Genomic DNA, 14,241 nt, shown 5'->3' with positions numbered 1-14,241 from the left:
CCGAGAATCGGTACCGCCGCTGGCACGTCCGCCGAGTTACCATGCGTCCTCGATATGTGCCCATCAGGCGGGGACTTTGCCCGACGCCTGGTGCGGCTGGCCCGTAATCGACGGGTCGACGTCGCGTGGGTGCTCAGCTTTCGTGCTGTTCGGTCCGTGGGGCCTTCTTGCTCAACAGGTGATCCTCTCGGATGTCCTTGGTCTCGCGGGCCGTTAAGTCCTTTGTACTACCGTCAGCCGGTATGTGAAAGTCCTGGTTCCACTTTTTACTGTCGTGTTCACACGCGGACAAAGGGTGTGGGCATCGCGCGAGCCGCAGCCTGACGGCGTCTGCTTGCGTACCAGACGAGCCCGGCGGTGGCGGCGGCCGCGCCCACCGCGGCCGCTGCCATGAGCGCCGGACGCGGAGGCATCTTGAACGTGGGGATCCGCTGCTTGAGCCGGACCGGCCGGTCGAAGACGAGAACCGGCCAATCGCGGGCGACCGCCTCGCGCCGCAGCGCCCGGTCCGGATTGACCGCGTAAGGATGTCCGACGGCCTCCAGCATGGGGAGGTCGGTGGCCGAGTCGCTGTAGGCGTAGCAGCGCGCCAGGTCGTACCCCTCGGACTCGGCCAGCTCGCGGATCGCGTCCGCCTTGGTCGGGCCGTAGGCGTAGTACTCGACCTCGCCGGTGAAGCACCCGTCGTCGCCGACCACCATCCGCGTCGCCACGACCCGGTCGGCGCCCAGCAGTTCCCCGATGGGCTCCACCACCTCGGCGCCGGACGTGGAGACGATCACCACGTCCCGGCCGGCGGCGTGGTGCTCCTCGATGAGCGACGCCGCCTCGTCGTAGATGATGGGATCGATCAGGTCATGGAGGGTCTCGGCGACCAGCTCCCTGACCTGCTGGACGTTCCATCCCTTGCACAGCGCGGAGAGGTACTCGCGCATGCGCTCCATCTGCTCGTGATCGGCGCCGCCCGCGAGGAAGACGAACTGGATGTAGGCGGTGCGTAGTACAGCTCGGCGGTTGATCAGTCCGCCTTGGTAGAAGGACTTGCTGAAGGTCAGTGTCGACGACTTCGCAATGACCGTCTTGTCCAGGTCGAAGAAGGCCGCTGTGCGGGGCAAGGAGTGGTTTTCCACGAGCCCGAGCATAGGTGCACTCCATTCGGCGTACGCTGGGGCGTGTGGGTTTGCCTGAGAAGGCTCTCGGGTACACCATGGAAGTCACGGATCGTTCGCGACCGTGCTAACCCGGCCCGGCTCCTCCCCCCCCCGAGTCGGCCGGATAGACGACCCCCGCTCTCCCCCCCGGCGGGGGTCGTCGCATGTCCGGACGTATTTCCGTGTGGCGATCACGCAGGACGCCGATCATCTCTTCCTCCCGGTCGTCGCGTCGGCTGTGCCCTTCGACCACCATGACTCGTCACTGTGCGTAGCGCTAGGGCTGCTCTCCGGAAGTCACCGGTATGAGCTACCGGGATATTCACAACCGCTGAGTTGTCCACAGTTTTTGAGCAAGATCCACTTTATTTCCGGAACGCCCCCACTGTGATTCCCGCCGCGAAGTCCGCGGACCGGAGGAAACGCAGATCTCTGACGAGAAGACAGATGAGTGAAGGGGGCGCAGATCGTGGCTGGATCCATCACATCCGACCGGGCGCCGGCCGCCGAGGCGCGGCGGGCCGGGCCGCTGATCGTGACCGAGGACGAAGAACTCCTCGACGACCTGCTGAGACTGTGCGCGGCGGCGGGCGCGCACCCACAGGTCCACCACTCCGTGCCGGAGCGCGGGGCGAACTGGGAGGCCGCACCGCTGGTCCTGGTCGGCGACGACGCGGCCGCCCGATGCAGGGGCGCCGCACGCAGACGCGGAGTCCTGCTCGTCGGCCGTGACCAGGACGATCCCGGCGTATGGCGGCGCGCCGTGGAGATCGGCGCCGACTGCGTGCTGCGGCTGCCGGACGCGGAGCGCTGGCTCGTGGACCGTATCGCCGACGTGGCCGAGGGCGTGGGGCGCCAGGCGCTGACCGTCGGAGTGATCGGCGGACGCGGCGGGTCCGGTGCGTCGACCCTGGCCTGCGCCCTCGCCGTGACCGCGGCTCGCTGCGGACGGCGGACGATGCTCGTGGACGGGGACCCCCTCGGTGGCGGCCTCGACGTGCTGCTCGGCGGAGAACAGGCGGAGGGGCTCCGATGGCCGGATTTCGCCGCTTCCGAGGGACGTGTCGCCGGTGCGGCGCTGGAGGAGTCGCTGCCCTCGCTGTGCGGTCTGCGCGTCCTCAGCTGGGACCGGGGTGACGCCGTCGTCATCCCTCCCGAGGCGATGCGGTCGGTCCTCGCGGCTGCCCGCAGGCGCGGCGGGGTCGTCGTCGTGGACCTGCCCCGCCGGATCGACGGCGCCACCGCCGAAGCCCTGGCCCAGCTGGACCTCGGTCTGCTGGTCGTGCCCGGCGAGCTGAGGGCCGTCGCGGGTGCGAAACGCGTGGCGTCGCTGGCGGGCATGGTCCTGCGGGATCTGCGGGTCGTGGCACGCGGGCCGTACACCTCCGGCGTGGACGAACAGTGGATCGCCGATGTCCTGGGCCTCCCCCTCGCCGGTGAACTGCCCGTCGAACCCGGTCTGCCGGCCGCAGTCGATGCCGGCGTGCCACCGGGTGACAGCACGGCCGGGCCGCTCGGGCGGTTCTGTACGGCCTTCTGGGAGCGCGCGTTCGCCGGGGAGGGTGTCTCATGACGGCCGGGCTGCTGGAGGCCGTACGGCAGCGGCTCGCCGAGAGCGGCACCGACCCGACTCCAGCCGGAGTCGCGGCGGCGCTCCGGGCACAGGGGCGACTGCTGGGCGACGCCCAGGTGCTCGGCGCCGCGGAGGCGTTGCGCTGCGAACTGGTCGGCACCGGGCCGCTGGAGCCGCTGCTCGCCGATCCCGCCGTGACGGACGTACTGGTGTCGGCGCCGGACCGGGTCTGGGTGGACCGGGGCGCCGGGCTCGAGCGGTCGGACGTGTCGTTCCCGGACGCGGCGGCCGTACGGCGGCTGGCCCAGCGGCTCGCGTCTGTCGCCGGACGACGCCTCGACGATGCCCGGCCGTGGGTCGACGCCCGGCTGCCCGACGGGACGCGTATGCATGCCGTCCTGCCACCGGTGGCGGTCGGCTCGACCTGTCTGTCGCTGCGCGTGGTGCGGCCGCGGGCGTTCTCCCTGGGGGAGCTCGTCGCGGCGGGGACGGTGCCACCGGGCGGCGACCGGCTGCTGCGCGCTCTGGTGGACGCCCGGGTCTCGTACCTGGTCAGCGGCGGGACCGGAACGGGCAAGACGACCCTCCTGTCGACGCTCCTGGGGCTGGTGGGCGGGACGGAGCGGATCGTGCTGGCCGAGGATTCGGCGGAACTCCGGCCGGACCACCCGCATGTGGTGCGACTGGAGGCCCGGCCCGCGAACCAGGAGGGCGCCGGCCGGGTCACCCTGCGGGACCTCGTGCGGCAGGCCCTGCGCATGCGGCCGGACCGGCTGGTCGTCGGCGAGGTGCGCGGGGCGGAGGTCACAGACCTGCTGGCCGCCCTCAACACCGGTCACGAAGGAGGGTGCGGCACCGTGCACGCCAACACCGCATCCGACGTTCCGGCCCGGCTGGAGGCGCTCGGCACGGCCGCCGGACTGGACCGGGCGGCACTGCACAGCCAGCTGGCGGCCGGCCTGTCGACGGTACTGCACCTCGTACGGGACCGGGACGGCATGCGGCGGATCGCCGAGGTGCATGTGCTGGACCGCGACCGGGCCGGTCTCGTGGTCACCGTGCCGGCGCTGCGGTGGGGCGCCGACGGGTTCCTGTACGGACGGGGCTGGGACCGGCTGCGCATGCTCATCGGGGGTGCGCGGTGGTGACGGTACAGCCTGCGTACGCGGCGGCCGTGTGCGCGGGCGTGGCCGCCTGGCTGCTGGCGGTCGGGGAGCCGGTGCCCCGTCGCGCGCGGCTCCTTTTCGCCGGGGCCGGGCCTGAGGAGACATCGGCGTCCCGATGGAGGGACGAGTGGTGGCGCCGGTGGAAGCTCCTGGCGCTTGAGCGGCGCGAGTGGCTCTGCCTGCCGCCGGCGGCCGTTCTGGCGGTGTTCGGACAGTCCCCACTGCCCCTGATCGCCGGTGCTGCCGCGGTTCCGTTGGCCAGGCGGTGGCTGCGTGCCCGAGCGGGGCGCCAGGAGCGGGACCGGCGGACGGAGGCGGTGATCGGGCTGTGCGGAGCGGTCTCGGGCGAACTGCGTGCCGGATGGCAGCCCGCGCAGGCGCTGCACTTCGCCGCACGGTCCACCGGGGCGCTCGGCGAGGAGGAAGCCGAGGTGCTGGCCGCCGCGAGGTTCGGGGACGACGTACCGGGCGCCCTGCGGAAGGCGGCGTTCGCGGACGGTGCGGACGGGCTGGCGGGGCTGGCTGCCTGCTGGCAGGTGGCCGTCGACGGCGGCGCCGGACTGGCGGCCGGCCTCGACCGACTGGAGGCGGCGCTGCGCGAGCGGCGCGACCAGCGGGAACGGCTGCGGGCACAGCTCTCGGGTGCGTGGGCGACGGTCGTTCTCCTGGCACTGCTGCCCCTCGCGGGTCTCGCCATGGGAGGGGCCCTGGGCGCCGATCCACTGCGGGTCCTGCTGCACACCCCGGCCGGGATCGGATGCCTGGCCGTGGGCTGCGCGCTGGAGGCGGCCGGCCTGTGGTGGGCCGGGCGGATCGTCCGGGCGGGGGAGGAAACATGATCGCTGAATACACGCAGTACACGCAGTACACGCAGTACACGCAGTACACGCGGTACACGCACGGGAGCGCGGCCGTGGCCGTCGCTGCGGCGGGTGCCCTGTGGCTGGGCTGGGAGATGGCGGCGTGGCGACGACGGCGCCGGGTACGGGGGCGGCTCGATGCGCTGCTGGCCGGGGGCCATGACCGGGGCCGGGACCGCGCCACGGGCCAGGGGCAGGGCCGGGAGCGTGGCCGTGGCCGGCGGCGGGTTCCCCGCTTGGCCTGGTGGCCGGTGAGCGGGGCGGCGGCCGGGCGGTGGGCGATGCCGCTGGCCGCCGCGGTCATCGGCTGGATGCTCGTCGGCGGGGTGGCCGGTTGCGTGGTCGGGGCGGTTGCCGCGTACGGGGTGCGGAGGTGGCGGCTGCGGCCGCGTCCCGTGGCCGAGGACGGGGCGGTGGCGCGGCAACTGGCGCTGGCGGCAGACCTTCTGGCGGCGTGTCTGTCGGCCGGTGCGGGTCCCCGCGAGGCGGCGGAAGCGGTCGGCGCTTCGCTGGGCGGCCCCGTCGGCGAGCGGCTGAGCCGAGCGGCGGCCGAGCTGGGGCTGGGCGGTGACCCCGCCGAGGCGTGGGGCAGGCTCGGCGCCATACCGGGAGCCCGGGAGCTGGCCAGGTGCCTGGAGCGGGCGGCGGCATCGGGGGCTCCGGCGGCCGGGCCCGTCTCCCGGGTGGCCGCCGCGCTGCGCGCGGAACGCGCCCGCGAGTCGGCGGCTCGGGCCCAGCGGGCGCAGGTGTTGATCACGGCTCCTGTGGGGCTGTGCTTCCTGCCCGCCTTCCTTGCGGTTGGCGTGGCCCCGGTCGTCATGGGCCTGGCGAGCGAACTGCTGTGAACAGAACCGGAAACGGAATCACATGTGAACGAGCGGTACGGCACGAGCCGTCCGCCATGAGGGGGTTGGTTGCTGTGGGGACGTGGATCGCGGCCCGCTGGGGCCGGTCGCGGGCGCTGGCGCGGATGCGCCGGGACGCGGGGATGAACACGGCCGAGTACGCGATGGGAACGATCGCCGCGTGTGCTTTCGCGGCGGTCCTATACAAGATCGTCACGAGCGATGTGGTGTCGGCGGGGCTGGAGTCGGTGATCGGCAGGGCGCTCGATGCGCAGTTCTGACGCCGAGACGACAGTGCCGGAAACGGCCTGTCCTGCCAGGGCGGGCCGCGCGGCAAGTGTCAGCGGGGATCGGGGGTCGATCACGGCGGAGGCGGCGGTGACACTGCCCGCGCTGGTGCTGTTCACGGCCGCCCTGCTGTGGGCCCTGAGCGCGGCGGCCGCGCACATCCAGTGCGTGGACGCGGCCCGGGCGGGGGCGAGGGCGGCCGCGCGATCGGATCCCCCGGCGGTCGCGGCCGCCGCCGCCCGGTCGGCCGCCCCGCACGGAGCCACGGTGGCGGTGGAGCGGGAAGGTGACCTGTGGCGCGTACGGGTCGACGCGCCGGCACCCGGGCCGGGCCCGCTGGCACTGACGCTGCACGCGGAGGCGGCCGCCCTGGCAGAGGACACGCTGGGCGAATCCACGCCGGGCCATGCCATGCCGGACCATGCCATGCCGGGTGTCACCCCGCGCGATAACGCCATCCAGGGCGGGCGCTCCCCGGGCGGTGGTGTGCCGTGAGAGGAGGTGACCGGGGCGCCGCGACCGTATGGGCGGCGGTGGCGGCGACCGCGATGTGCGCGGTGTTCGCCCTGGTGCTCGCGCTGGGCCAGGCGGTCGCCGCCAAGCACCGCGCGGGCGGGGCCGCCGACCTCGCCGCGCTCGCGGCGGCGGACCGTGCGCTGTGGGGCACCACCCGTGCCTGCCAGGCGGCGGCCCGGGTGGCGAGTGCCCAGGACGTGGAGCTGGTGCGATGTGCGGTACGCGGCGAGATCGCGGACGTCACCACACGGGCACGCCTCGGCCCGTACGCCCCTGAAGCCAGATCCCGGGCGGGCCCACCCGCGGCAGCCGTGCCAAGCCCGCCCGTCCCGCCGCCATAGTCCGCCGGCTCGCCCTTCTCGGGAGCCCGCCCATCTGGTCCCACCGGGCTCGATCTTCCGGGACGGCCCTCCCGAGCCCGCCCCAACCGGACGGTCCTTCCCGGACGGTCCTTCCCGGACGGTCCTTCCCGGACGGTCCATCCGGGGACCGCCCGTCCCGCCTTCCCGGATGGTCCATCGGGAGACTGCCCCTCCCGACCGCCCTTTCCGGCCAGGCCACCGCGCGCTAGGCCGGACACGACCGGAGACCGCCACCTGACACCGGATGCCAGACCCGGACCCCGACCCGGGCCCAGGTCCACGTCCCAGGCCCAGGTCCACGTCCCAGGACGAGGTCCACGTCCCAGGACCTCCAAGCCCCGGGCCCAGGCTCCCGGCCCCCGATGCTCGTCTCCGGCCCGGCCCCGCCCGGCCCAGCTCAGCCGGCTCCCGGCCCCCACGCCACCACGCCAATACGGCCCCCACGCCACCACGGCGACTACGGCGTCTCCGGCGTCTGTGGCGCCCCGCGCAGGAGTTCCGTGAGGAGCCGGACGGCGCCGCGCTTGTGCAGCGGATCGTTGCCGTTGCCGCACTTGGGCGACTGGATGCAGGACGGGCAGCCCGCCTCGCACTCGCAGGAGGCGATCGCCTCGCGGGTCGCGGTGAGCCAGGCGCGAGCCGTGTGGAAGGCGCGTTCGGCGAAGCCGGCACCGCCCGGATGGCCGTCGTACACGAACACCGTCGGCAGCAGTGTGTCGGGATGGAGCGGGACGGAGACTCCGCCGATGTCCCAGCGGTCGCAGGTGGCGAAGAGCGGCAGCAGACCGATGGACGCGTGCTCGGCGGCGTGCAGTGCGCCGCCCAGCTGCTCCGGGTTCACCCGGGCGGCGTCGAGCTGGTCATCTGTGACCGTCCACCACACGGCCCGGGTGCGCAGGGTGCGCGGCGGCAGGTCCAGCTTGGTCTCGCCGAGCACCTCACCGGTGATCAGACGGCGGCGCAGGAAGGAGACGACCTGGTTGGTGACCTCGACCGACCCGTAGCAGAGGCGGGCGTCGCCCCAGGGGATCTCGGTGTCGGTCTCCAGGACGGAGATGGAGGTGGTGTCGCGGGCGGTGGTCGAGTACGGAGGGTTCGCCTCCTCGACAAGGGCGACCGAGTCCTTCAGATCGAGGTGCCGTACCAGATAGGTGCGCCCCTGGTGGAGGTGGACGGCGCCGTCGTGGACGGCGGTGTGGGCGGCGGAGTCGTCGACCGTGCCGAGCAGTCGGCCCGTACCGGCCTCCACGATCTGGACGGGGCTTCCGCCCGCGCCCCGGATGTCGGCGAGGTCGGCGGCGCGTTCCCGGCGGGTCCAGTACCAGCCGGAGGCGCGGCGGCGCAGCAGGCCAGCCGACTCCAGCTGGGGCAGCAGTCCGGCGGCGGCCGGACCGAACAGGGCCGGATCGTTCTCGGTGAGCGGAAGTTCGGCCGCGGCGGCGCACAGATGGGGGGCGAGGACGTACGGGTTGTCGGGATCCAGGACGGTCGATTCGACGGGCCGGCGGAACAGGGCCTCGGGGTGGTGGACCAGGTAGGTGTCCAGCGGGTCGTCCCGGGCGACGAGGATGGCGAGGGCGCCCTGGCCCGCACGTCCGGCGCGGCCCGCCTGCTGCCACAGGGAGGCGCGGGTGCCCGGGTAGCCGGCGATGACGACGGCGTCGAGGCCGGAGACGTCGATGCCGAGTTCCAGGGCGGTCGTCGCGGCGAGGCCGAGCAGTTCACCCGAGTGGAGGGCCTGCTCCAGGGCCCGGCGTTCCTCGGGCAGGTAGCCGCCCCGGTAGGCGGCGACACGCCGGGCGAGGGAGCGGTCCACTTCGGCGAGGCGTTCCTGGGCGATCACGGAGATGAGCTCGGCGCCCCGCCGGGAGCGGATGAAGGCGACCGAGCGCACGCCCTGGACGGTCAGGTCGGTCAGCAGGTCGGCGGTCTCGGCGGTGGCCGTCCGGCGGACGGGGGCGCCCTGCTCGCCGTGGAGGTCGGTGAGGGGCGGTTCCCACAGGGCGAAGACCAGTTCGCCTCGGGGGGAGGCGTCGTCGGCGACCTCGTGGACGGGCAGGCCGGTCAGACGCTCGGCGGCGGCCGCAGGCTCGGCGGCGGTGGCCGAGGCCAGGAGGAAGACGGGATCGGAGCCGTAGCGGGCGCAGAGCCGGCGCAGACGGCGCAGTACCTGTGCCACGTGCGAGCCGAAGACGCCCCGGTAGGTGTGGCACTCGTCGATGACGACGTAGCGCAGGGCGCGCAGGAAGGAGGACCAGCGGGCGTGGCCCGGGAGTATGCCCCGGTGGAGCATGTCCGGGTTGGTCAGGACGTAGTTGGCGTACTGGCGGACCCACTCGCGTTCCTCGACGGGCGTGTCGCCGTCGTAGACGGCGGGCCTGATCCGGTTGCCGAGCGGCGCCGCCAGCGACTTCACGGCGCGCCGCTGGTCGGCGGCGAGCGCCTTGGTCGGGGCGAGGTACAGGGCGGTGGTGCCCCGCCCGTTGGCCGCCTCGGCGCCGTCGAGCAGGGTGGTGAGTACGGGCGCGAGGTAGGCGAGCGACTTGCCGGACGCGGTGCCGGTGGCGATGACGACGGACTCGCCGTCCAGCGCGTGCTCGGCGGCCGCCGCCTGGTGGGCCCACGGATGGCGGATCCCGGCCCCCTGAATGGCATTGATCACTTCTGGGCGGATGCGATCGGGCCAGACGGCATGCCGACCCTCTCTTGGGGGCAGGTGCTCCGTATGAGTGATGCGCGCGGACCGGCTCGCTCCCGAGGCGAGCCGGTCGAGGACCGCACCGGGGGAGGGGCGGGTTTCCCTGCTCTCGGGAGGTCTGCTGGGGCGGTGATTCCTGGCCATCGGCACCGAGTGTGTCACTGGCTTGACGGACAATGCTCCCAAGGCGTCGTGCATGGCTGCTGGTAAGTGATTGAATGCCATCGCGGCTGGCGATCCGTCCCCTGGCTCCGCCGGGGAGACCCGAGGGGGCGACCGCTCGATAGCAAGGTGCTGGAGGATCCGTGGACCTGTCCCTGTCGACTCGCAATGTGTCCGGCCCGAGTGGCGACCGTACGGTCGTCGAGGTCGGTGGCGAGATTGATGTGTATACCGCGCCCAAGCTGCGCGAGCAGTTGGTCGAGTTGGTGAATGACGGCAGCTACCACCTTGTCGTCGACATGGAGGGTGTGGACTTCCTGGACTCGACCGGCCTCGGCGTACTCGTGGGCGGCCTGAAGCGCGTTCGCGCGCACGAGGGCTCGCTGCGTCTGGTCTGCAACCAGGAGCGCATTCTCAAGATCTTCCGGATCACCGGTCTGACGAAGGTGTTCCCGATCCACACCACGGTCGAGGACGCCGTCAAGGCCACCGACTGAGGTCGGCCGCCGGCTTCCGGAGGAAGAGCAGGGGTGCCGGGCGTCCAGCCCGGTCTCTCCTGAGAGGCACGCCCGTACGTCCGAGGGGGACCGCATGGCCACCGTTGAACTCCGCTTCAGCGCACAGCCCGAGCACGTCAGGACCGCCCGTCTCGTGGCGGCGGCCGTGGCTCGCCGGGCCGGCGTGGACGAAGCAGTGCTGGACGAGGTCAGGCTCGCCGTCGGCGAGGCGTGCTCCCGCGCGGTCGGGCTGCACCGCAGCAACGGAGTCACCGCGCCGGTCCGGGTCAAGCTGACCGAGGAGGAGAAGACCTTCTCCATCGAGGTCGGCGACGAGGTGCCCGGAGCCGGTGTCGCGGCGGCCGACGCCGCCGGGGTGCCCGGGGTGCGCAGTGGCGCGCCCGCCGAGAGCTTCGACGACGCGGAGGGCGAGGACGAGATGGGTCTGGCCGTCATCAGCGGGCTCGTCGACGACGTCGAGGTGTCCGCCGGCGAGACCGGCGGGGCCATCCGGATGAGCTGGCCGACAACCGGTGTCACCCGTGTTCCCTGAATGTTTCCGCATGTCGAAAAGGCCCTGCTGAGCAGGGCCTTTTTCGTTTTCTCGGATCTTCGACAGACGGGCGACGCCTTCGCCCTGTTACTGCCTTCGAGTGGTTTTCGACAACCGATCATTTGCCGAGTGGCATGTGAAGGTCAATTCTGTTCCATGGCGCCCTGTTTTGATCGGGTTCCGGTCCCTACAATCCGTCCACATCTTGAGCTCTGACGTCAAGGAGGACGAATGGCGGGGCTCCACAACCCACAACAGTCCTACGACTACACGTCTCTCGCCGCCGCGGTACTCACCGACGAGAACCGGATCATCGTGGTCGCCATCGCGGCTGTGGCACTGGCCGCTCTGATCGTCGCCCAGCTGCTCGTGCGCCAGGTACTGGCGGCGGGCGAGGGCACCGATGCCATGAAGAAGATCGCGGCCGCCGTGCAGGAAGGCGCCAACGCCTATCTGGCACGGCAGTTGCGCACGCTCAGCGTCTTCGCCGTCGCCGTCTTCTTCCTCCTCATGCTGCTGCCGGCGGACAACTGGTCGCAGCGCGCCGGACGCTCTCTCTTCTTCCTGGTGGGCGCCCTTTTCTCGGCGGTCACGGGCTACATCGGCATGCGGCTCGCCGTACGGAGCAACGTGCGGGTCGCTGCGGCCGCGCGGGAAGCGACCCCCGGACCCGGAGAACCGGAAAAGGATCTGACGGCCGTCTCGCACAAGGCCATGAAGATCGCTTTCCGTACCGGCGGTGTGGTGGGCATGTTCACCGTCGGCCTCGGTCTGCTCGGCGCGTCCTGCGTCGTGCTCGTCTACGCGGCCGACGCGCCCAAGGTGCTCGAGGGCTTCGGCCTCGGCGCGGCGCTCATCGCCATGTTCATGCGAGTCGGCGGCGGCATCTTCACCAAGGCCGCCGATGTCGGCGCCGACCTCGTCGGCAAGGTCGAACAGGGCATCCCCGAGGACGATCCGCGCAACGCGGCCACCATCGCCGACAACGTGGGCGACAACGTGGGCGACTGCGCCGGCATGGCAGCCGACCTCTTCGAGTCGTACGCCGTGACGCTCGTCGCCGCGCTGATCCTCGGCAAGGCCGCCTTCGGCGACCTCGGGCTCGCGTTCCCGCTGATGGTCCCGGCCATCGGCGTCGTCACCGCGATGATCGGCATCTTCGCGGTCGCCCCGCGGCGTGCCGACCGCAGCGGGATGACGGCCATCAACCGGGGGTTCTTCATCTCGGCGGTGATCTCGCTCGTCCTGGTCGCCGTCGCGGTCTTCGTGTACCTGCCGTCCTCCTTCGCGTCCCTCGAAGGCGTCACGGATTCCGCCATCAGCACGCACGGTGGCGATCCGCGCGTCTTCGCTCTGGTCGCCGTGGCCATCGGCATCGTCCTGGCCGCGCTGATCCAGCAGCTGACGGGCTACTTCACCGAGACCGGCCGGCGCCCGGTGAGGGACATCGGCAAGTCGTCCCTGACCGGCCCCGCCACCGTCGTGCTCGCCGGCATCTCCATCGGTCTGGAGTCCGCCGTCTACACCGCCCTCCTGATCGGCCTCGGCGTGTACGGGGCCTTCCTGCTGGGCGGCGCCTCGATCACGCTCGCGCTCTTCGCGGTGGCGCTCGCCGGCACCGGGCTCCTCACCACCGTCGGCGTGATCGTCGCCATGGACACGTTCGGCCCGGTCTCCGACAACGCGCAGGGCATCGCCGAGATGTCCGGCGACGTCCAGGGCGCCGGCGCGCAGGTCCTCACCGACCTCGACGCCGTCGGCAACACCACCAAGGCCATCACCAAGGGCATCGCCATCGCCACGGCCGTCCTGGCGGCCTCGGCGCTCTTCGGCTCGTACCGGGACGCCATCGCCACGGCCGTCGCCGACGTGGGCGCCAGCGCCGGCGACATGAACCTGAGCATGGACATCTCACAGCCCAACAACCTGGTCGGGCTGATCCTCGGCGCCGCGGTCGTCTTCCTCTTCTCCGGGCTGGCCATCAACGCCGTCTCGCGGTCGGCCGGAGCGGTGGTGTACGAGGTGCGGCGGCAGTTCCGCGAACACCCCGGGATCATGAACTACACCGAGACGCCCGAGTACGGGCGCGTCGTCGACATCTGCACCAAGGACGCGCTGCGTGAGTTGGCGACGCCCGGCCTGCTCGCCGTGATGGCGCCGATCGCGGTCGGCTTCACCCTCGGGGTGGGGGCGCTCGGCTCGTACCTCGCCGGTGCCATCGGCACCGGGCTCCTCATGGCCGTCTTCCTCGCCAACTCCGGAGGTGCCTGGGACAACGCCAAGAAGCTCGTGGAGGACGGTCACCACGGCGGCAAGGGCAGCGAGGCGCACGCCGCGACGGTCATCGGCGACACGGTCGGTGATCCGTTCAAGGACACCGCCGGCCCGGCGATCAACCCGCTGCTGAAGGTGATGAACCTGGTGGCGCTGCTGATCGCGCCGGCCGTGGTGCAGTTCGGCTACGGCGATGACGCCAACGCGGGCGTACGGGCGGCGGTGGCCACGATCGCGATCGTCGTCATCGTCGGCGCGGTGTACATCTCCAAGCGGCGCTCGGTCGCCGTCGGTGATCAGGGCGACCCCTCGGGCACGGCCGTCGGCCCATCGGCGCGGACACCGGTTCCGTAGACCCCGTCCACCACGACCACGGACAGGCCCCGGCGGCGGATGCCACCGGGGCCTGTCCATGACATCGTGGCGGTCGTGTCGCCATGGCGCGGTGACGGTGCGTACGCTCCGCGATCACCCGGCGCGGCGTGTCGCCGTGAGCCTTGTCTCTCTTGGTGCAAATGGCTGCAAAAGCGGACGTAACGGTCGTATGACATGCCGAAGTCGCCCGCTTGCCGTGTATGTTCCGGGGCCGAGAGCCTTGGAAGGGACCAATCCGGTGAACAAGAAGCTCGCAGCCGCACTGTCCGGCGGTGCGGTACTGGTACTCGTGCTGTCGGGCTGCGGCGACGACGGCGACAGCAAGGTGGACGCCTGGGCCAAGAAGGTCTGTGACCAGGCACAACCGCAGATCCAGAAGAGGGCCAACGCCCAGCAGACCATCATCTCGACCGCCGCCGACGGCAAGCCCGCCGACATCCAGTCCGCCGACTCGGCGTCCTTCCAGGACATCGCCGACGCGGACAAGGCCCTCGCCAAGGCGGTGCAGGACGCAGGCGCGCCGCCCCTCGAGGACGGCGAGAAGATCCAGCAGGACGCCGTCAAGGAGCTCAACGCCACGGCAGCCGCGTACGAGGGGCTGAAGAAGCAGGTCGACGCCCTCGACCCGAAGAACCAGCAGAAGTTCGCGGACGGCCTCCAGGACGTCGCGGACGGGCTGAAGAAGATCGAGAAGATGGACCAGGACGCGCTGGCCAAGCTCCAGTCCGGCGAACTCGGCCAGGCCATGGCCAAGCAGCCCGGATGCCAGAAGGCCAAGGCCTCGGTGGCGCCGGCCGGGTCCCCGGCGGCCGAGCCGGGAACCGGCGCGTCGGGCGCGCCCGCGTCGCCCGCTGCACCGTCGAAGCAGCCGTCCAAGTCGTCCGCCTCCGCCTCCGCCAAGGCCGAATAGCGGTACGCATA

The 14,241-nt window shown here is 72.0% G+C and carries 13 protein-coding genes; 11 read left to right on the top strand and 2 right to left on the bottom strand.

What is annotated here, in order from left to right:
* Positions 1–278: 278 nt before the first annotated feature.
* Positions 279–1,142 (bottom strand): HAD family hydrolase, encoded by an 864-nt coding sequence (locus tag ACGF5U_RS11765; protein ID WP_392709859.1) that lies wholly within the window; start codon positions 1,140–1,142, stop codon positions 279–281.
* A 478-nt stretch (positions 1,143–1,620) separates the two neighbouring features.
* Here ACGF5U_RS11765 and ssd point away from each other — a divergent pair, with 478 nt between their 5' ends.
* The 7 genes from ssd (at position 1,621) to ACGF5U_RS11730 (ending at position 6,740) form a co-directional block, all read left to right on the top strand.
* Positions 1,621–2,724 (top strand): septum site-determining protein Ssd, encoded by a 1,104-nt coding sequence (gene ssd, locus ACGF5U_RS11760; RefSeq protein WP_392709857.1) that lies wholly within the window; start codon positions 1,621–1,623, stop codon positions 2,722–2,724.
* A complete protein-coding gene (locus ACGF5U_RS11755) occupies positions 2,721–3,872 on the top strand; it encodes a TadA family conjugal transfer-associated ATPase (protein WP_392709855.1) in 1,152 nt (383 codons plus the stop codon). The genes ssd and ACGF5U_RS11755 overlap by 4 nt, the downstream gene beginning before the upstream one ends.
* Complete coding sequence (locus ACGF5U_RS11750) at positions 3,866–4,729, top strand: type II secretion system F family protein (RefSeq protein ID WP_392709854.1); 864 nt, start codon at positions 3,866–3,868, stop codon at positions 4,727–4,729. The genes ACGF5U_RS11755 and ACGF5U_RS11750 overlap by 7 nt, the downstream gene beginning before the upstream one ends.
* 116 nt (positions 4,730–4,845) lie before the next feature.
* Entirely contained in the window at positions 4,846–5,595 is a 750-nt protein-coding gene (locus tag ACGF5U_RS11745; RefSeq protein ID WP_392710618.1) for a type II secretion system F family protein, read from the top strand.
* A 125-nt stretch (positions 5,596–5,720) separates the two neighbouring features.
* Entirely contained in the window at positions 5,721–5,876 is a 156-nt protein-coding gene (locus ACGF5U_RS11740) for a DUF4244 domain-containing protein (RefSeq protein WP_392710616.1), read from the top strand.
* A 97-nt stretch (positions 5,877–5,973) separates the two neighbouring features.
* Complete coding sequence (locus ACGF5U_RS11735) at positions 5,974–6,378, top strand: TadE family type IV pilus minor pilin (protein WP_392709852.1); 405 nt, start codon at positions 5,974–5,976, stop codon at positions 6,376–6,378.
* Positions 6,375–6,740, top strand: a complete 366-nt coding sequence (locus ACGF5U_RS11730; RefSeq protein ID WP_392709850.1) for an Rv3654c family TadE-like protein — start codon at positions 6,375–6,377, stop codon at positions 6,738–6,740. Before ACGF5U_RS11735 ends, ACGF5U_RS11730 begins: the two co-directional genes overlap by 4 nt.
* 478 nt (positions 6,741–7,218) lie before the next feature.
* Here the strand turns inward: ACGF5U_RS11730 and ACGF5U_RS11725 are convergent, their stop codons facing one another.
* A complete protein-coding gene (locus tag ACGF5U_RS11725) occupies positions 7,219–9,684 on the bottom strand; it encodes a DEAD/DEAH box helicase (protein WP_392709849.1) in 2,466 nt (821 codons plus the stop codon).
* An 80-nt stretch (positions 9,685–9,764) separates the two neighbouring features.
* Between ACGF5U_RS11725 and ACGF5U_RS11720 the strand changes: the two genes are divergently transcribed.
* From ACGF5U_RS11720 to ACGF5U_RS11705, 4 genes are all read left to right on the top strand, one after another.
* Positions 9,765–10,118: an STAS domain-containing protein gene (locus ACGF5U_RS11720; RefSeq protein ID WP_392709848.1), complete on the top strand. Its 354-nt coding sequence runs from the start codon at positions 9,765–9,767 to the stop codon at positions 10,116–10,118.
* Positions 10,119–10,212: 94 nt separating this feature from the next.
* A complete protein-coding gene (locus ACGF5U_RS11715) occupies positions 10,213–10,671 on the top strand; it encodes an ATP-binding protein (protein ID WP_392709846.1) in 459 nt (152 codons plus the stop codon).
* Between the two features lie 231 nt (positions 10,672–10,902).
* On the top strand, positions 10,903–13,299 hold the full coding sequence (locus ACGF5U_RS11710; protein WP_392709844.1) for a sodium-translocating pyrophosphatase: 2,397 nt from the start codon (positions 10,903–10,905) through the stop codon (positions 13,297–13,299).
* A 259-nt stretch (positions 13,300–13,558) separates the two neighbouring features.
* Positions 13,559–14,230, top strand: a complete 672-nt coding sequence (locus ACGF5U_RS11705) for a small secreted protein (protein ID WP_392709843.1) — start codon at positions 13,559–13,561, stop codon at positions 14,228–14,230.
* The last annotated feature ends 11 nt before the right edge of the window (positions 14,231–14,241 follow it).

The sequence above is a fragment of the Streptomyces sp. NPDC047886 genome, assembly GCF_043204435.1.
Taxonomy (GTDB): domain Bacteria; phylum Actinomycetota; class Actinomycetes; order Streptomycetales; family Streptomycetaceae; genus Streptomyces.
Note: the sequence above shows the minus strand (reverse complement) of the source record. Positions and strands in the feature narration are given on the sequence as shown.